This is a genomic window from Mesorhizobium sp. WSM4808, from assembly GCF_055811675.1.
Genome location: NZ_JBVVQX010000002.1, coordinates 483052 through 499991, shown reverse-complemented (window position 1 = coordinate 499991; position 16940 = coordinate 483052). Strand labels below are relative to the sequence as shown.

General features: G+C 63.7%; 16 protein-coding genes. 9 read left to right on the top strand and 7 right to left on the bottom strand.

What is annotated here, in order from left to right:
* Positions 1-187 precede the first annotated feature (187 nt).
* Positions 188-1963, top strand: a complete 1776-nt coding sequence (locus AC0L2U_RS05115) for a tetratricopeptide repeat protein (protein ID WP_473601515.1) — start codon at positions 188-190, stop codon at positions 1961-1963.
* Positions 1964-2042: 79 nt separating this feature from the next.
* Here AC0L2U_RS05115 and AC0L2U_RS05110 read toward each other — a convergent pair whose 3' ends face one another.
* Positions 2043-2504, bottom strand: coding sequence for a GNAT family N-acetyltransferase (locus AC0L2U_RS05110; RefSeq protein WP_023808656.1), 462 nt, complete (start codon positions 2502-2504; stop codon positions 2043-2045).
* 200 nt (positions 2505-2704) lie between these two features.
* Between AC0L2U_RS05110 and AC0L2U_RS05105 the strand changes: the two genes are divergently transcribed.
* A complete protein-coding gene (locus tag AC0L2U_RS05105) occupies positions 2705-3625 on the top strand; it encodes a glycine--tRNA ligase subunit alpha (RefSeq protein ID WP_174800366.1) in 921 nt (306 codons plus the stop codon).
* A gap of 3 nt (positions 3626-3628) precedes the next feature.
* Here the strand turns inward: AC0L2U_RS05105 and AC0L2U_RS05100 are convergent, their stop codons facing one another.
* The gene (locus AC0L2U_RS05100) at positions 3629-3943 is read right to left on the bottom strand and encodes a hypothetical protein (protein ID WP_127270002.1); all 315 of its coding nucleotides are present in this window, start codon (positions 3941-3943) and stop codon (positions 3629-3631) included.
* Between the two features lie 88 nt (positions 3944-4031).
* Between AC0L2U_RS05100 and glyS the strand changes: the two genes are divergently transcribed.
* Together glyS and AC0L2U_RS05090 are read left to right on the top strand one after the other, a co-directional pair.
* The gene (gene glyS / locus AC0L2U_RS05095) at positions 4032-6449 is read left to right on the top strand and encodes a glycine--tRNA ligase subunit beta (protein ID WP_473601514.1); all 2418 of its coding nucleotides are present in this window, start codon (positions 4032-4034) and stop codon (positions 6447-6449) included.
* A 109-nt stretch (positions 6450-6558) separates the two neighbouring features.
* Complete coding sequence (locus tag AC0L2U_RS05090) at positions 6559-6792, top strand: ATPase (RefSeq protein WP_473601513.1); 234 nt, start codon at positions 6559-6561, stop codon at positions 6790-6792.
* A 101-nt stretch (positions 6793-6893) separates the two neighbouring features.
* On the opposite strand, the gene AC0L2U_RS05085 is transcribed toward AC0L2U_RS05090, so the two are convergent.
* Positions 6894-7283, bottom strand: a complete 390-nt coding sequence (locus tag AC0L2U_RS05085) for a hypothetical protein (RefSeq protein WP_127271781.1) — start codon at positions 7281-7283, stop codon at positions 6894-6896.
* Between the two features lie 135 nt (positions 7284-7418).
* Positions 7419-7904: a hypothetical protein gene (locus AC0L2U_RS05080; protein WP_473601512.1), complete on the bottom strand. Its 486-nt coding sequence runs from the start codon at positions 7902-7904 to the stop codon at positions 7419-7421.
* Positions 7905-8095: 191 nt separating this feature from the next.
* On the opposite strand from AC0L2U_RS05080, the gene AC0L2U_RS05075 reads away from it, so the two are divergent.
* The 3 genes from AC0L2U_RS05075 to AC0L2U_RS05065 all read left to right on the top strand — a co-directional run bounded on the left by AC0L2U_RS05075 (position 8096) and on the right by AC0L2U_RS05065 (position 11263).
* Complete coding sequence (locus tag AC0L2U_RS05075) at positions 8096-9070, top strand: L-threonylcarbamoyladenylate synthase (protein WP_473601511.1); 975 nt, start codon at positions 8096-8098, stop codon at positions 9068-9070.
* A 9-nt stretch (positions 9071-9079) separates the two neighbouring features.
* Complete coding sequence (locus AC0L2U_RS05070; RefSeq protein WP_127811015.1) at positions 9080-10510, top strand: FAD-binding oxidoreductase; 1431 nt, start codon at positions 9080-9082, stop codon at positions 10508-10510.
* Positions 10511-10696: 186 nt separating this feature from the next.
* On the top strand, positions 10697-11263 hold the full coding sequence (locus tag AC0L2U_RS05065; RefSeq protein ID WP_127328402.1) for a DUF6101 family protein: 567 nt from the start codon (positions 10697-10699) through the stop codon (positions 11261-11263).
* Between the two features lie 207 nt (positions 11264-11470).
* Here AC0L2U_RS05065 and ubiA read toward each other — a convergent pair whose 3' ends face one another.
* Complete coding sequence (ubiA, locus tag AC0L2U_RS05060) at positions 11471-12454, bottom strand: 4-hydroxybenzoate octaprenyltransferase (RefSeq protein ID WP_164874018.1); 984 nt, start codon at positions 12452-12454, stop codon at positions 11471-11473.
* A gap of 68 nt (positions 12455-12522) precedes the next feature.
* The gene (locus AC0L2U_RS05055) at positions 12523-13434 is read right to left on the bottom strand and encodes a LysR family transcriptional regulator (protein WP_127396939.1); all 912 of its coding nucleotides are present in this window, start codon (positions 13432-13434) and stop codon (positions 12523-12525) included.
* Between the two features lie 88 nt (positions 13435-13522).
* On the opposite strand from AC0L2U_RS05055, the gene AC0L2U_RS05050 reads away from it, so the two are divergent.
* Positions 13523-14338 (top strand): phytanoyl-CoA dioxygenase family protein, encoded by an 816-nt coding sequence (locus tag AC0L2U_RS05050; protein ID WP_127396940.1) that lies wholly within the window; start codon positions 13523-13525, stop codon positions 14336-14338.
* Between the two features lie 157 nt (positions 14339-14495).
* Positions 14496-15773: a phosphoribosylamine--glycine ligase gene (gene purD / locus AC0L2U_RS05045; RefSeq protein WP_127396941.1), complete on the top strand. Its 1278-nt coding sequence runs from the start codon at positions 14496-14498 to the stop codon at positions 15771-15773.
* Positions 15774-15787: 14 nt separating this feature from the next.
* Here the strand turns inward: purD and AC0L2U_RS05040 are convergent, their stop codons facing one another.
* Positions 15788-16897 carry a glycoside hydrolase family 25 protein gene (locus tag AC0L2U_RS05040; RefSeq protein WP_189367716.1) on the bottom strand — a complete coding sequence of 370 codons (1110 nt, stop codon included), beginning with the start codon at positions 16895-16897 and terminating at the stop codon, positions 15788-15790.
* Positions 16898-16940: the final 43 nt, after the last annotated feature.

Sequence of the window (16940 nt, the reverse complement as noted above, 5' to 3'; positions counted from 1 at the left end):
GGGCCAACACCGAAAATTCAAGACCGGAAAACTGGTGCCTGTCGCCATGATTTGTTAATCGGGTGCCCGGATTGTGAATTCGAGGCGGATTGAAGCGCGACCCCAAAAAGGCCATGCTTTGCCTGGAAAGATCGAGTCTACGCCGATCCCGCTGATGCGGAGATGGCGCCTGGCTGAAAGGGATATGATGCGGCAAGGACGTGCGCGCTGGCTGACAAGGCTGGCAATTGTGACCGGCATGGCGATCTCGGCTTTGCCGGCCTATGCCAAGCAAACCACCGAACCGGTCAAGATCACGTCGTTTTCGGGCGCTTATCTGGCGGCCCGGGTCGCCGAGGGCGACAACGACCTCGACAGCGCCATCGCCTACTACAAGCAAGCATTGGCCTTCGACCCGAGCGACACCGGCCTGCAGCAGAGCCTGATGCTGTCGCTGATCGCGCAAGGGCGCTTCGACGAATCCCTGGTCTATGCCGACAAGCTCAAGGAAGTGCCTGACGTCGAGCGTTTCTCGCGCTTGGCGCTCGCCGTCGATTCCTTCCACAAGAAGGATTTCACCAAGGCGCAGTACTGGCTCAAGCTGTCGCTGGAATCCGATCTCGACCGGTTGATCTCCGGCGTGATGTCCGGCTGGGCGCAGCAAGGCGCCGGAGAGCCTGCCGATGCGATGGCGTCCATCGACAAGCTGCAGGGGCCGGATTGGTTCGGCCTGTTCAAGTCGTTCCACCGCGCCCTGATCGCTGATGCATCCGGCATGCCCGAAAAGGCCGAGGCGATCTATGCCGCGACCATGCAGGATACCGCCGCCGGCGGTGCCGCTCCCGAAACCTGGATGCGCAATGCCCAGGCCTACGCCTCGTTCCTGGTCCGCAAGGGCGACAAGTCCAAGGCGCTGTCGGTGCTCGACCAGGCCGAGGCGTTTTCGCCGGGCAAGCTGGAAATCGTCGCCTTGCGCGACCGAATTGCAAAAGGCGACAGGATTGCGCCGCTGGTTGCCGGCCCATCCGATGGCGCCTCCGAAATCCTGCTCGACCTCGCCACCGCGCTCAACCGTGGCGGCGGCGAGCCGTTCGTGCGCCTCTATCTGCAATATGCGCTTGCTTTGAAGCCTGACAGCGACGCTGCCCTTGTGCAACTCGCCGCCGTGTCCGAGCAATTGAAGGACGGCGAAGGTGCCATCGCGCTCTATCGCCGGATTCCCGCCGCTTCGCCGCTGAAGGAGCTTTCGGACCTGCAACTCGGCCTCAATCTTGCCGATCTCGACCGTCACGAAGAAGCGATCACCCATCTGAAAGCCTTGGTCGACGCCCATCCCAATGACATGCGCGCCTATCTGGCGCTCGGCGGCGTCTATTCCTCGAAGGACGATTTCCGTTCGGCCGCCACTCTCTACGATAAGGCCGTCGAGGTGCTGAAGGCGCCGACCGCGGCCAACTGGAACATCTTCTACCAGCGCGGCATCGCTTATGAGCGTCTGAAGGAATGGCCCAAGGCCGAGCCGAACTTCCGCAAGGCGCTGGAACTGTTCCCCGACCAGCCGCAGGTGCTGAACTATCTCGGCTATTCCTGGGTCGACATGAACATGAACCTCAAGGAAGGCCTGGCGATGATTCAAAAGGCCGTCGACCTCAGGCCGAGCGACGGTTACATCGTCGATTCGCTGGGTTGGGCCTATTTCCGCCTCGGCAGGTTCGATGACGCGGTGCGCGAAATGGAACGCGCCGTGTCGCTGAAGCCGGAAGATCCGGTTCTCAACGATCACCTCGGCGACGCCTACTGGCGCGTCGGCCGCAAGCTGGAAGCCACCTTCCAGTGGAACCAGGCTCGCGACCTGAAGCCGGATCCCGATGTGCTGGCCAAATTGCAGCAGAAGCTGATGAAGGGCCTGCCGCCGATCGAGTCCAACACGGCGCAGGAAACTCCGAAGGTCAAGCCAGAGCCGGTGCCCGCCCCGAAGGGGTGACGTCAGCCATTTGAATTCAAGGCGAACGGGGCTCTTTTCGGAGTCCCGTTTTCGTTTGAACCGTATTCGGCTGGCTGCCTCAGAAGAGCTTGCGATAGACGACGAAGCCGGAGTGTTCGGCGACCTTGTCGTAAAGCTTCATCGCCGTGTGATTGGTCTCATGCGTCAGCCAGTACACCCGGCCTGAGCCGGCCGCCTGCGCGCGCTCGTAAACGCCCTCGATCAGCGCCCGTCCGATGCCTTTGCCACGCGAGGCCTGCGTGGTGAAAAGGTCCTGCAGATAGCAATTCGGCGCGATCGCCGTGGTGCTGCGATGGAAGAGATAGTGCACGAGGCCGAGAAGCTGTCCCTCGCCTTCGGCTACCAGCGCGTGGACCGGCTCATAGGCATCGAAGAAACGAGACCATGTCATCTGGGTGATCTCTCCCGGCAGGGCGGTTTCGCCCGAGCGGCCATAAAATGCATTGTAGCCGTCCCACAGCGGCAGCCATTGCTCGAAATCCTGTCGCGCGACAGGGCGGATGACGATCGGGCTGGGCATGGCTGAAACCTGTTGTCGTTGCTGCACAGGCGAACAGAGCGCAGGCCCGAGAGATGGGCAATGGGCCAGCCCCTGCAAAGCTGTCGGCGCGACCGCATCGGCGTGCTTTGCTTGACGCTTTGCTGCCGGGTCTCTAGGACGTGCCGGCAAGCTAGCCTGTGCTGTCGAGGCCATCCGTGACAATTGAAATCCCCGCCCATATGCATCCCAGCCGCTCGTTCCAGGGGCTGATCCTGACCTTGCACAACTATTGGGCGGCCTATGGCTGCGTCATCCTGCAACCCTACGACATGGAAGTCGGCGCCGGCACCTTTCATCCGGCAACGACGCTGCGCGCGCTCGGCCCAAAACGCTGGAACGCTGCCTATGTCCAGCCTTCGCGTCGTCCCAAGGACGGGCGTTATGGCGAGAACCCGAACCGGCTGCAGCATTATTACCAATACCAGGTGATCCTGAAGCCGAACCCGCCCAATTTGCAGGAACTCTATCTCGGCTCGCTGGCGGCGATCGGCGTCGATCCGCTGCTGCACGACATCCGCTTCGTCGAGGACGATTGGGAAAGCCCGACGCTGGGCGCCTGGGGTCTCGGCTGGGAATGCTGGTGCGACGGCATGGAAGTCTCGCAGTTCACCTACTTCCAGCAGGTCTGCGGCATCGAGTGCGCGCCGGTGGCCGGCGAACTCACCTACGGGCTGGAGCGTCTGGCCATGTATGTGCAGGGCGTCGACAATGTCTACGACCTCAATTTCAACGGCCGCGAAGGCGCCGACAAGGTCACCTACGGCGATGTCTTCCTGCAGGCCGAGCAGGAATATTCGCGCCACAACTTCGAACACGCCAACACGGCGATGCTTCTGCGCCACTTCGAGGACGCCGAGGCCGAGTGCAAGGCGCTGCTCGACGCCGGCGCGCCGGCATCGAACGACAATCTGCCGATGCACCGCATGGTTTTCCCGGCCTACGACCAGTGCATCAAGGCCAGCCATGTCTTCAACCTGCTCGACGCACGCGGCGTGATTTCGGTCACCGAGCGGCAGAGCTACATCCTGCGGGTGCGCAATCTGGCCAAGGCCTGCGGCGAAGCGTTTTTGAAGACGCAGGCGGGTGGCTTGGCGGCCTGAGCTTCAGGCCCGCTTCATCATCTCGAGGGAAACGTTGATCGGCGGTACGGCCTGACCGCCGGCACCGTCGATCGTGCGCAATGCCTGTCGAACGCCCGGCATCGAGAAGGCACCGTGAGCCTGCGCCGTGAAGCAGGCGCCGAGCGCGAGGATCTGCAGAAGTCTGGATGCCGTTTTCATGGTCGTTGAGCCAATAGTTTCCTGCCTGAGCGTGGGTCGCTTCAGCGCTGCGTTCGGTTCATGGAAATCTTTGATCCAAGGACGGGTGGCGCGGTCTTGTCCCGACAGGGCGGCCAAAATTTCTGGAAACGGGCGCAAATCGGCGATCCCCGCGCGGAAAGGGTGACAGCGGCCAGCCGAGTTGCTATGCCCCCGCCCGGACCATTTTGCCGCGTGAGCCCCATCCATGCCTGACCTGCTTCTAGAACTCCGCTCGGAAGAGATTCCTGCCCGCATGCAGCGCAAGGCGGCGGGTGATCTCAGGAAGATGCTGACCGACGGTCTGGTCGAGGCGGGGCTGACCTATGAAGCGGCGCGCGAGTACTGGACGCCACGCCGGCTGACGCTCGATATCAGGGGTCTCACCGCGCGCTCGAAGGATATAAGCGAAGAGATCAAGGGGCCTTCGACATCGGCGCCTGAACAGGCGGTCCAGGGATTCCTGCGCAAGGCCGGACTTTCCTCGATCGCCGAGGCCCATGTCCATTCCGACCCGAAGAAGGGCGATTTTTATGTCGCCCACATTTCGAGGCCGGGCAGGGCGGCGGAAGAGATCATCGCCGAACTGGTGCCGGGGATCATCCGCAATTTCCCGTGGCCGAAATCGATGCGCTGGGGACCGGCCTCGGCCAAGCCAGGCTCGCTGCGCTGGGTACGGCCGCTGCAATCGATCCTGTGCACCTTCGGCCCGGAGACCGAGGAGCCTGTCGTGGTCGATTTCGAGATCGACGGTATCCGCTCCGGCAACACCACCTATGGCCACCGTTTTCATGCGCCTGACGCCATCACGGTACGCCGCTTCGACGACTATGTTTCCAAGCTGGAAGCGGCCAAGGTCGTGCTCGATGCTGATCGGCGCAAGGAGATCATCCTTGCCGATGCCCGCAATCTCGCCTTCGCCAACGGGCTTGACCTGGTCGAGGACGACGGGCTGCTGGAGGAGGTGTCCGGGCTGGTCGAATGGCCTGTCGTGCTGATGGGCGAGTTCGAGGAGGCATTCCTGGCCATTCCAGCCGAAGTGATCCGACTGACCATCCGCGCCAATCAGAAGTGCTTTGTGACGCGGCCGCAGGGTGTCGACGACGCGCTTTCCAGCCGCTTCATCCTCACCGCCAATATCGAAGCGAAGGATGGCGGCAAGGAGATCGCCCACGGCAACGGCAAGGTGGTGCGCGCCCGCCTGTCCGACGCGCTTTATTTCTGGACGACCGACCAGGGCGATTTGCCTGACCTGGCTGAGCTCGAGGCATCGGCGGAAAAATTCGGGCTTGATCTCAAGAAGCCGCTCGACCAGCGCATGGCCCGGCTCGACCATCTCGGCGTGACTTTCCACGCCAAGCTCGGCACGCAGGGCGAACGGGTGGAGCGGATCAAGCGATTGGCGGAAGAACTGGCGCCGATCGTGGCGGAGTCAATCTCCCCCCTTGAGAGGGAGATGGCCGGCAGGCCAGAGGGGGTCGCCGCGCGTGAAGCGCCGGCGTCCTCTGTCAGCGAAAGGGAGTCGCGTCCGGTCGTGCCGACCCCCTCTGTCGCCTTCGGCGACATCTCCCCCTCGAGGGGGGAGATTATCGCGCTCGCAGGTCGTGCCGCGGTTCTCGCCAAGGCCGATCTCACCACCGAAGTCGTCGGCGAGTTTCCGGAACTGCAGGGTGCCATGGGCCGCAAATATGCGCTGCTTCAGGGCGAGCATGCATCGGTCGCCGCTGCAGCGGAGGAACACTACAAGCCGCAGGGCCCGTCCGATCGCGTACCGAGCGATCCGGTGTCGGTCGCTGTCGCGCTCGCCGACAAGCTGGATACACTGGTCGGCTTCTGGGCGATCGACGAAAAGCCGACAGGGTCGAAGGACCCTTATGCGTTGCGGCGGGCCGCGCTCGGGGTTGTTAGAATATTGGTCGAGAATAATATTCGACTGGCGCTGATATCCATTGTCGGGACGGCTTCCGACCTCCTCGCCTTCTTCCACGACCGCCTGAAGGTCTATCTCCGTGACCAGGGCGCACGGCATGATCTCATCGATGCGGTGTTGGCGGCAGGTTCGCGCCCCATCTCCCCCCTAGAGGGGGAGATGTCGGCGAAGCCGACAGAGCGGGGCGCTGTCCCGCCGACCTCTCAGCGCGAAGCGCCCCCCTCTGCCCTGCCGGGCATCTCCCCCACAAGGGGGGAGATTGGCCAATCGCGGTCCGACGATCTCCTGCAGATCGTGCGCCGGGTCGAGGCGCTGGGCTCCTTCCTCGATACGGAGGACGGTAAGAACCTGCTCGCCGGCACCAAGCGTGCGGCCAACATTCTGGCCGCCGAGGAGAAGAAGAAAACGGCGGTCGCCGAAACCGTTGAGCCGGCGCTGTTTCGCGAGGATGCCGAGAAATCGCTGTTTGCGGCGGTGAATCAGGCTGAGAAGCAAGCCGGCGAAGCGATTCAAAACGATGACTTTTCCGGCGCCCTGCTGGCGCTTAGCGTGTTGCGCGAGCCGGTTGATTCATTCTTTGAGCATGTTCTCGTAAACGATGAGGATCAGGCGGTGCGTGCCAACCGCCTGGCGCTGCTCGCCCGCATCCGCGCGGCCACCGGTCAGGTCGCGGATTTCTCCAGGATCGCAGGTTAAGGCGAAGAAAATATTCTCTGCTACCGGCCGCTCAAGCCGGCTTACAGTCATATGGCGATGATCTCTCCGTGGCAAAAGGGACATGTTCCCCAACCCCACGGAGGCTTCCATGAATTCCGATCACGAAATCGAAGTGACAGAAGAAACTCCCGCCGAGGCGCTTGAATCCGCTTCCGAAACCATCCTCGATCATGCCGCCGCAGCAGCGGTCGAAGCCGCTGACCTGTCTGATGACGACGAAGATGAAGACGAAGAAGACGAGGACGAAGACGACGCCGAGGACAGCGTGAAGGCTGAAGGCGACGAGTCCGAAGAAGATGATGATAAGGAAGAAGCGGCCTGATTTTTTTCAGCCGCCGAGTCTATCGATGGCAAGGCGGCGCTGAGGCGCCGCCTTCCTATCAGCCGTCCCCGAAGCCGACGGTCAGCCGTCCCCGGCGATAGTCAGTTCTCGAGAATGCTGACGCGCACGCTGTTTTCGTAGACATCGACCTGGATCAGCGGTTCGCCATTGACGATGGCGCGCTTGGTCGAGGAACTCATCGCACCGCCGCGTTCCAGCATGCGTTGCAGGTCGGCGCGCTGGCCGTTGGTCCTGAACCAGCCATCAGCCTCGTCGTCGCTGTCACGGCGGTGGAATTTGTGCCAGTTGGCGCGGTCCTGTCGCACCATCTGCGCGGCATTGTCCAGCGCATAGCCGTCACTCGCCTGATGATCCCGATCGGAAATGCGCGCGACATAGGATCCCAGCATGTCGTCGGCATGAGCCGCGACGACGCCAAGCAATGACGCCAGCAGAAGGCCTGCCCCGGTTACGATTCCAGATTTTCTCATGGTCCCCCCTTTACCCCCGGTGATGAAATCCCGTCGGCCAGAAATGCCTAGAACGGGGCTTGCCTGGCAATGGTGCGCCGGGCGCCAGACCACCGTCAAGTCACGCCATCGATGTCAGCTGTCTTTGAGCCGGGGCTATTTGGTGTAGCCGTTGGGAGGCATGTGCTGCCCTGCTGCCGGCGCCGGAGCGCTCGGCGGCGTGGGTTGGTTCTCGGCGTTCCCTGAGGGGGCTGCGGAAGCGGTGGCCGTTGCCGGCGCCGTGCCAGCGGCCGGCGCGGCACCGGCCGCTGGTGCTGCGGTTGGCGCCGGTGCAGGGAAATCGGGACCGGTAACGCCGCCACGAATGACCATCGGGCCTGGCTGGAAGCCGTGCCCGGTCGCGGGCTTGTCCGGGATCGCCGCCACCTTTTCATCGGTGACGTCGGGCTGCGCTTCCCCTTTTGCCACCACCGACAGCGCATCGCTGGCGTTGACCGCATCGGCGGTTCCAGGCTGGTTGGGGGCGCCGATCCTGACGATCGATGGGGTGGAGGATGGCGTGCCTGGAAAAACCAGGGATGACGCCTGGGCTTCGCCGGCCGCAACAGCAAGAATGATACCCAGCAGGATACGCGCAGACACTGATGTCGCTCCCCTTTGCCCAGAAGCTCTTCGATAGCAGGCCGGAATTGATGCCGGCTTTCGTGGAAACATAGCATTTTAGGGATTGATAAATCGCCAATGCTCCTGCTCGCCAACAATCGGTTACCCAACAGCGGCTTGCCCAACGGCCGCCATCGTACTACGCACCCCGCATCTGCGAGGTGACGAGAGTGGCTGAAATACTTAGCTCGGGCGAGGCGCTGGAGCGGGCGCTGGCGCTGCTCCGGGCCGGCGATGTCGTCGCCATCCCGACGGAAACCGTCTACGGGCTTGCCGGCGACGCCACCAACGGCATCGGCGTGGCGCGCATCTTCGAAGCCAAGGGGCGGCCGCGCTTCAATCCACTGATCGCCCATGTCGCCGACATGGCGATGGCAGAGCGCATCGCGATGTTCGATCCGCTGTCGAAGAAACTGGCGCTGGCATTCTGGCCCGGTCCGCTGACGCTGGTGCTGCCGCAGCGGCCCGGCAACGGCATCCATCCGCTGGTCACCGCCGGGCTCGATACAATCGCCTTGCGTATGCCGAGGGGCTTTGGCGGCGACCTGATCACCAGGCTCGGCCGCCCGCTTGCAGCACCCAGCGCCAATTCATCCGGCAGGATCAGCGCGACGACCGCGCAAGCGGTGGCGGCCGATCTTGGCGCACGCATAAAGCTGGTGGTCGATGGCGGCGCGACCCCGGTCGGGTTGGAATCGACGATTCTCAAGGCTGAGGGGGACAGATTGCGGCTGCTGAGGCCCGGCGGCATCGCCGCCGAGGAGATCGAGGCGGCTATCGGCATGGAGCTGTTGCGCGGCGGCGCCGCCGGCGTCGAGGCGCCCGGCATGCTCGCCTCGCACTACGCGCCGGGTGCCGCGATGCGGCTCAATGCCGGCGCGGTCGGCGAGGGCGAGGCTTTGCTCGGCTTCGGCGGTCAGAGGGCACAAGGCTGGCGCCGCGCCGAAGCCTTCCTCAATTTGTCCGAAACCGGGGACCTGCGCGAAGCGGCGAGCAATCTGTTCGCCTATATGCAGGAACTCGACCGCAGCGGCGCGCGGACCATCGCCGTCGAGCGTATTCCCTTCGACGGGCTCGGTGAAGCCATCAACGATCGGCTGTCGCGTGCCGCCGCCCCTCGTGACATCACACAGCCCACACCATAGTTTTCCCCCATGACCGAAATCACAGAGACACTCGATCCCGCTCTCATCGATCGCTTCGCGGCGATCGTCGGCGACAAATATGCACTGCGCGACGAGCGTGATATCGCGCCTTACCTCATTGAGCGGCGCGGGCTCTGGCACGGCGCGACATCGCTGGTGCTGCGGCCGGGCAGCGTCGACGAAGTCAGCCGGATCATGCGGCTGGCGACGGAGACGGGAACGCCTATCGTGCCGCAAAGCGGCAACACCGGGCTGGTCGGCGCGCAGGTGCCGGACAGGTCCGGGCGCGAAATCGTCCTGTCGCTGTCGCGGCTCAACCGCATCCGCGAGATCGACGTCCTGTCCAACACCGTGACGGTCGAGGCCGGCGTCATCCTGCAGACGCTGCAGGAGGCAGCCGACGCCGCCGACCGGCTGTTCCCGCTGTCGCTGGCCGCGCAGGGCTCCTGCCAGATCGGCGGCAATCTTTCCTCCAATGCCGGCGGCACCGGCGTGCTTGCCTATGGCAATGCGCGCGAACTCTGTCTCGGTGTCGAGGTGGTGCTGCCGACCGGCGAGGTGTTCGACGATCTGCGCAAGCTGAAGAAGGACAACACCGGCTACGATCTGAAAAACCTGTTCGTCGGTGCCGAAGGCACGCTCGGCGTCATCACCGCCGCCGTGCTCAAGCTGTTCCCGAAGCCGAAGGGGCGCGAAGTCGCCTTCGCCGGCCTGTCGTCGCCCGAGGCCGCACTTTCGCTGTTCAGCCTGGCCATGGACCGTGCCGGGGCAGCACTCACCGCTTTCGAACTGATCGGCAGACGGCCATATGATTTCACGCTGGCGCATGCCCAGGGCGTGGTGCGGCCGCTGATCGAGGACTGGCCGTGGTATGTGCTGATGCAGATTTCATCAGGCCGTTCGTCGGAGGATTCGCGGGCGTTGATCGAGGACGTGCTCTCGGCCGGCCTTGAACAGGAATTCGTCGGCGACGCCGTCATTGCGGCGAGCCTCGGGCAGGGGGATGCCTTCTGGAATTTCCGCGAGCTGCTGCCCGAGGCGCAGAAGCCGGAAGGCGCCTCGATTAAACACGACATTTCGGTGCCTATTGCATCGATCCCGCGCTTCATCGAAGAAGCCGCCGGCGCCGTGGCGTCGGTAAGTGCAGGCGCCCGCGTGGTCTGCTTCGGTCATATGGGCGACGGCAATCTCCACTACAACATTTCGCGGCCAGTCGACGGCGACGATGAGGCGTTCCTCGCTCTCTATCACCCCATGAACAAGGCGGTGCACGGTGTGGTGCGCAGCCTGCACGGTTCGATCTCGGCCGAGCATGGCATCGGCCAGTTGAAGCGCGACGAACTGATCGCCACCGCGCCGCCAATGGCGATCGATCTGATGCGAAGGGTGAAGGCCGCTTTCGACCCGGCCGGCATCATGAATCCGGGTAAGGTTATCTGAACCTTTCGACAAGTTGCGGCTGGTGGGATTCCGATAACCATCCCTGAGATCAGCAAAATTTAACCGACTTTCTTAAGCGGGGCGGTAAGGAGCCCGCGCTACTGTCTCAATACAAACGAGGCTGGAAAAACCGGCCCGGAGAGAACCGGACACCGGCTCTCAGGAGACAGACAGGAAGGCCACTCTATGAACACCGGACTGAAGCCAGTCTGGGCGGGACGCAACATGCGTCTCGACCCATTTCGCCTGCCGCAAGTGGTGAGCTACGCGACTCGCGACGACTACGGCGATGTAACCTTCACCATCGACCAGCGCGGCGCCGTGATCCGCCGCTTGCTCGAGATGAGCGGCCTGCCCGCGATCATCGTTCTGCCCTCCAATGCGTTCCGCGGCGTTGCCGCCCGCGCCATGGAAGACCCGGACGGCAATGTCACGGTGACCCTGGAACTCCTGCACAACGACCCGATGCTGTCGGTGCCGCTGCTGGTGGCCGACGATCTCGACGATGTCGCCGCCGACTGGCGCGCCTGGGCCGACGCTTACCGTCTGCCGATGCTGCTGATCGAATCGGACGGCGTTGCCCGCACCCTGGAAGAATCGCTCGGTGCCGCCATCAAGACGCTGCCGCCGCAGGACCGGCGCAAGGGGCGGATTTCGAACACGCGCCGCCCGCGTTTCCTCGCTCGCCGCAGGGCCGGCGCCCTCGGTCTCAGGCTGGTCATCGACGGCCAGGAGATCATTTCGAGGGATTAGCCTTCTTCTCCCCGTCCCTATACGGGGAGAAGTGCCCGGCAGGGCGATGAGGGGCAGCGCTGACCTAAGTGTTTGGCCACGACTTTAAGACTTAGTTGGGTATGCGTTGTGTCGCCGATGAATCTCTTGCCTCCCCTCCAAGGTCGGCGCTGCCCCTCATCCGGCTGCCGCCACCTTCTCCCCGTATAGTGACGGGGAGAAGGAAGACTAAACCAGCGGCTTCAGCGCCACCCACACAGCGCCGCCGATCAGACCAAGGAAGATCAGCCAGCCGACCTGGTTGTTCGACCTGAACAGCCGCAGGCATTGGTCCGGATTGTCGATGTCCAACACGGCGATCTGTCGGGCCATATGGGCGCCGGCGGCGATCAGTCCGGCCAGCGCCACCACCGGCGCTTGCGCCGACGCGAAGGCGATGGCGAAGCAGATCAGCGCGCCGCCGTAAAGCCCGGCCAGCCACGATTTGGTGTTATCGCCAAACAGGCGTGCCGTCGAGCGCACGCCGACAATGGCGTCATCTTCCTTGTCCTGATGTGCGTAGATCGTGTCGTAGCCGATCACCCACAGGATCGAGCCGATATAAAGCATGATGGCAGGCCCATCGAGATCGCCGAACTCGACCGCCCATCCCATCAGCGCGCCCCAGGAAAAGGCAAGGCCAAGCACCAGTTGCGGCCAGTTGGTTATCCGCTTCATGAATGGATAGATGGCGATGACCGCCAGTGAGCAGATGCCGAGCAGGACGGCGAAGCTGTTGAACTGGATGAGCACGACGAGGCCGACCAGGGCCTGCAGGACGAGAAACAGCCATGCCCGCCGGCGCGTCGCCTTGCCCGACGGCAACGGTCGCGAGCGCGTGCGCTCCACCTGGCTGTCGATGTCCTCGTCGACGAGGTCGTTGTAGGTGCAGCCGGCGCCGCGCATGGCTATGGCCCCGACCAGGAACAGCAGGAGATACACTGGTGCCGGCAGCAGTGAGAGCAGCGGGTCGCCCGGACGCGGATAGGCGCTTGCCGCCAAGGCCGCCGACCACCAGCACGGCCACAGCAGCAACTGCCAGCCGATCGGCCTGTCCCATCGAGCAAGCTGCGCATAGGGCCAAATCGAGTGCGGCAGCACGCGGTAGACCCAATGGCCGTTCGGCGCATCGGCGACACGGCCCTGGGCCGCTTTCGACTGGATATTTTCCATGTCCATGGAGTGGCAGCAGCGGCAGAAACCGTCAAGCGGCAAGCGGGAGAGTGGTGCCCGTCAGCCTTTCACGAGGCAAAGATGTCGCGGGTAGCGAACCAGTCCCTGGCCACCTCGACGAAGGCCAGCGCTGCATTCGACACACGCTGATGCGTGTCATAGGTCAGCAGGATCCGCTGCATGGGCAGCGGATCGGACAGCGGCTTGCAGATGAGCGGCAGGCCGTCATAGCTGCGGTCGCCGTGCGGGCGGGTATAGCTGACCGCGACGCCGAAGCCGTTGGCGACCATGCTACGCTGCAGTTCGAACGAGCTTGTCGTCATATCGGCCACCGGCGAAAGGCCGCGGCTGCGGAACAGGTCGAGCATGTGCTGCCAGCTGTGCGGCTGGTCCGTCGTGATCAGCGGATAGGCGGCCAGATCGGCAAGGCTGACCGTTGGCCGGTCCGCCAGGGCATGGCCTGCCGGCAACAGCGCGTGCGGGCGAAGTTCGCGCAGCAGGATGCGGGCGAAATGCGTCGGCAGGCTGAGATCATAAGTCAGGCCGAGATCGATGGCCGCATCACCCAGCCGTCGTCCCAGCGTCTCGAACGTCTCGTCGCGAACGACGACCTTGACGGCTGGATAGCGTTCGGAGAAGGCGCGGAGCAGGGCCGGCGCGAAGAACGGCGCCAGGTCCTCGAAGCATCCCAGCACGAGTTCCCCGCTGACAGCCGATTTGCTTGAACCCAGGCCGACGAGTTCTTCCGTTTCGGTGAGAACCTGTCTTGCCTTGGCCACGACGGCGCGGCCGAACGATGTCGGCGACACGCCGCTTCCGCGCTGGCGGACGAACAGCTTCTGGCCGAAATTCTTTTCGACCGCGTCGATCGCCACCGAAATCGACGGCTGAGAGACGTTCAGCATCTTTGCCGCGCCGGTGACGCTGCCGTGACGCGCCACGGCAACCAGGTAGCGCAGCTGCGTGAGAGTCACACTCATAGAGGCACTCTATATGTCGGATCGAAAGTTATTATTTTACCGAATGAAGAGGTGTTGCGATAGTGGCTTCATTCCAGAGGAGAACGCCATGGCTTCCCAGACTGCCACCATCGACGCCACCATGATCGGCGCGTCCACGATTGCCGACTATCAGCGTGACGGCGCTGTCTGCATTCGCGGCGCCTTCAAGGGCTGGGTCGACACGATTGCCGCCGGCATCGAACGCAACATGCAGAACCGCAGCGTCACCGCATCCGACATCGCCAACGGCCGCGGCAGTTTCTTCGATGACTACTGCAACTGGGAGCGCATTCCCGAATTCGTCGAGGTTGTGCGGGAATCACCGGCCGCCGAACTGGCGGCCGCGGTGATGCAGTCGCGCACCGCGCAGTTCTTCCACGATCATGTGCTGGTCAAGGAACCGGGTACGCAGAAGCCGACGCCCTGGCATCAGGACATCCCCTATTACTTCGTCGATGGCCAGCAGACCGTGAGCTTCTGGATTCCCATCGACCCGGTGAAGGAGGCGACGCTGCGCCTGATCGCCGGCTCGCACAAATGGGACAAGATGATCCTGCCAGTGCGCTGGCTCGACGACAGCAATTTCTATGCCGGCGAGGGCGACTATCTGCCGGTGCCAGATCCCGACAAGGATCCGTCGATGAAGGTGCTCGAATGGGAAATGGAGCCGGGCGACGCCATCCTGTTCGACTTCAGGACCGCGCATGGCGCGCGCGGCAACCTGACCGCGGCGCGGCGCCGGGCGCTGTCGCTGCGCTGGGTGGGTGACGATGCGCGCTATGTCGAGCGGCCGGGCCGCACCTCGCCGCCCTATCATGGCCACGGCATGCAGCCGGGCGAGAGGCTGCGCGAGGACTGGTTTCCGGTGGTCTACCAGGGCTGAAGCGAGGCCAGAAAATCGACGCCGATGTGCGCCGCCGATTTTCGGCTGGGGTAACGTTCCCGTGCGCAATTCCCATCAATGCGCCCGGATGCCTTGACCCGTCGCCCAGAGAGCAATAGCGGGTGCTCTAACGGATAGTCGGCATCAAGAGGTGGCCATGAACGTTCTTCTTCTCGGCTCCGGCGGCCGCGAACATGCGCTCGCCTGGAAGATCGCCGCATCACCGCTGCTGACAAAGCTCTATGCGGCTCCCGGCAATCCGGGCATCGGCAGCGAGGCTGAGCTGGTGAAGCTGGATTTAGCCGACCATGCCGCCGTGGCCGCGTTCTGCCGGGAGAAAAAAATCGACCTCGTCGTGGTCGGCCCGGAGGGGCCGCTGGTCGTCGGCATTGCCGACGATCTGCGCGCGCAAGGCATTCGCGTCTTCGGACCCTCCAAGGCTGCCGCACAGCTGGAAGGATCGAAAGGTTTCACCAAGGATCTCTGCGCCCGCTACAACATCCCGACCGCCGCCTATGGCCGTTTCAGTGACCTGGCCTCGGCCAAGGCCTATGTCGAAAAGACCGGAGCACCGATCGTCATCAAGGCCGACGGGCTCGCTGCCGGCAAGGGCGTCACCGTCGCCATGACGCCCAGTGAAGCACAGGCAGCACTCGATGCCTGCTTCGACGGTTCCTTCGGCGCCGCCGGCGCGGAAGTTGTGGTCGAGGAGTTCATGACCGGCGAGGAGGCGAGTTTCTTCTGCCTCTGCGACGGCACCACCGCACTGCCCTTCGGTACCGCGCAGGACCACAAGCGCGTCGGCGACGGCGACACCGGTCCCAACACCGGTGGCATGGGCGCCTATTCGCCGGCACCGGTGATGACGCCGGAACTGGTCGAGCGCACCATGCGCGAGATCATCGAGCCGACCATGCGCGGCATGGCCGAACTGGGCGCGCCGTTCTCCGGCGTGCTGTTTGCCGGGCTGATGATCACCGACAAGGGACCGAAGTTGATCGAATACAACACCCGTTTCGGCGATCCGGAATGCCAAGTGCTGATGATGCGGCTGAAGGATGATCTGCTGGTCCTGCTCAATGCGGCGACCGACGGCCAGCTTGCGCATACTTCGGTGCGCTGGCGCGACGAGGCCGCGCTCACTGTAGTAATGGCGGCGAGAGGCTATCCCGGCACGCCGGAAAAAGGCTCGGTCATCCGCGGCGTCGAAGACGCGGCGAGCGACGGCGTCCAGATCTTCCACGCCGGTACCGCCATCAATGGCGGCGCGCTGGTTGCCAATGGCGGCCGCGTCCTCAACGTGACGGCATCAGGCGCCACGGTCGGCGAGGCACAGAAACGAGCCTATGCCGCGCTTGACCGCATCGATTGGCCGGACGGGTTCTGCCGCCGCGATATCGGCTGGCAGGCCGTAGCGCGCGAACAGGGAACCTGAAGTTCCGCATTGGCTCACCGCTGGCCGCGATCGAGTTCGGTGGAAGCGGTGCTGAGTGGATCGGACACGGCAAAGGCAGCGTCGAGTTGTGCGGGTGAACGCCGTTCGGTCCGATTCCAGGCGACATATTGCACAATGCCGAAGCTTGGCCGTCGCGGCACCGTCTTCACGACTGGCATGCGGAAGCCGTCGCGGAAACGGGACCAGCGTGTGCCCAACGCTGTAACCATGTCCTCGAGAGTCGGCGGCGCGGCCACAGACGCATAGGTGATGGTGACATTGCCGGCGAGGCCGGCCTCGCGTGAAACCGGTAGCGGTATCGAGGCGAGATAGTCCGGCGGCACGTCGATAAGCCCACCGAACGGCCATTGCGTGCGCAGCGTGGCGGCGTCTGTCGGCGCGACATTCACGTCTATGTCGTTAGGCGTGCCGGCAACCCTGTAAGGGCAGCGGAAACGGCCGCAATTGGCTTGCGCCGAAAACTGCCACAGTGCGTAGCCTTGCCAGTTGCCCATCGGAAAATGCACGTCGATGTCGTTGGTGTAGCGCGCATACCAAAGCGGCAGCCGCGACAGGAGCCGGTATCGGTAGCTGTTGTCGGCAATGTAGCGGGCGGTCTTGCCGTTGGTGTACAGCACCGGGAAACGGCCGATGCGCCGATGCACCTGGCGTACGAACTCCTCGGCATCGTCGAGCGACATCCATTGCGAGGGGTCATTGCCCTCGATGTCGAGAGCCATGAGATCGTCCGGCGCAGGCTCGGCGAAATCGAGGAAATTGTTCGCCTGCTCGACCGGATTGCCGGGACGGGCAAGGTGATAGGCGCCCCATTTCAGGCCGAGTGCCTTGGCCACCACCCGGCGCGTCTGGAACAGTTCGCGCGTCACCGCATGACGTTTCCACAGCGCCTTGCAAAGCTTTACCTCAATGTCGTTGCCCAGGCAGAAATAGGCCGGCGGCATGCCGTCGGAGGCCTTGTTGATGAAGCCGACGACCCGCTTGTCGGTGGCGAGCTGGGCCCAGTCGATGGAATTATATTCGTAGGCATCGACGACCAGAGCGCGGTCGGCGTTCTTCCACGGCTCGGAAAAATCCGAGGCCGTTGCCGCCGTCGAAAGCGCCATCGTCGCCGCAAGAGCGAGGATCGCCAGCGCATGCCGGCCAAAA

Coding starts and splice junctions, on each gene's coding strand:
- ubiA (WP_164874018.1), bottom strand. CDS start 12,454: ATGGAAAATATCCAGTCGAAAGCGGCCCAGGGCCGTGTCGCCGATGCG.
- AC0L2U_RS05115 (WP_473601515.1), top strand. CDS start 188: ATGCGGCAAGGACGTGCGCGCTGGCTGACAAGGCTGGCAATTGTGACC.
- AC0L2U_RS05065 (WP_127328402.1), top strand. CDS start 10,697: ATGAACACCGGACTGAAGCCAGTCTGGGCGGGACGCAACATGCGTCTC.
- AC0L2U_RS05090 (WP_473601513.1), top strand. CDS start 6,559: ATGAATTCCGATCACGAAATCGAAGTGACAGAAGAAACTCCCGCCGAG.
- AC0L2U_RS05040 (WP_189367716.1), bottom strand. CDS start 16,897: ATGGCGCTTTCGACGGCGGCAACGGCCTCGGATTTTTCCGAGCCGTGG.
- purD (WP_127396941.1), top strand. CDS start 14,496: ATGAACGTTCTTCTTCTCGGCTCCGGCGGCCGCGAACATGCGCTCGCC.
- AC0L2U_RS05050 (WP_127396940.1), top strand. CDS start 13,523: ATGGCTTCCCAGACTGCCACCATCGACGCCACCATGATCGGCGCGTCC.
- glyS (WP_473601514.1), top strand. CDS start 4,032: ATGCCTGACCTGCTTCTAGAACTCCGCTCGGAAGAGATTCCTGCCCGC.
- AC0L2U_RS05085 (WP_127271781.1), bottom strand. CDS start 7,283: ATGAGAAAATCTGGAATCGTAACCGGGGCAGGCCTTCTGCTGGCGTCA.
- AC0L2U_RS05110 (WP_023808656.1), bottom strand. CDS start 2,504: ATGCCCAGCCCGATCGTCATCCGCCCTGTCGCGCGACAGGATTTCGAG.
- AC0L2U_RS05055 (WP_127396939.1), bottom strand. CDS start 13,434: ATGAGTGTGACTCTCACGCAGCTGCGCTACCTGGTTGCCGTGGCGCGT.
- AC0L2U_RS05105 (WP_174800366.1), top strand. CDS start 2,705: ATGCATCCCAGCCGCTCGTTCCAGGGGCTGATCCTGACCTTGCACAAC.
- AC0L2U_RS05070 (WP_127811015.1), top strand. CDS start 9,080: ATGACCGAAATCACAGAGACACTCGATCCCGCTCTCATCGATCGCTTC.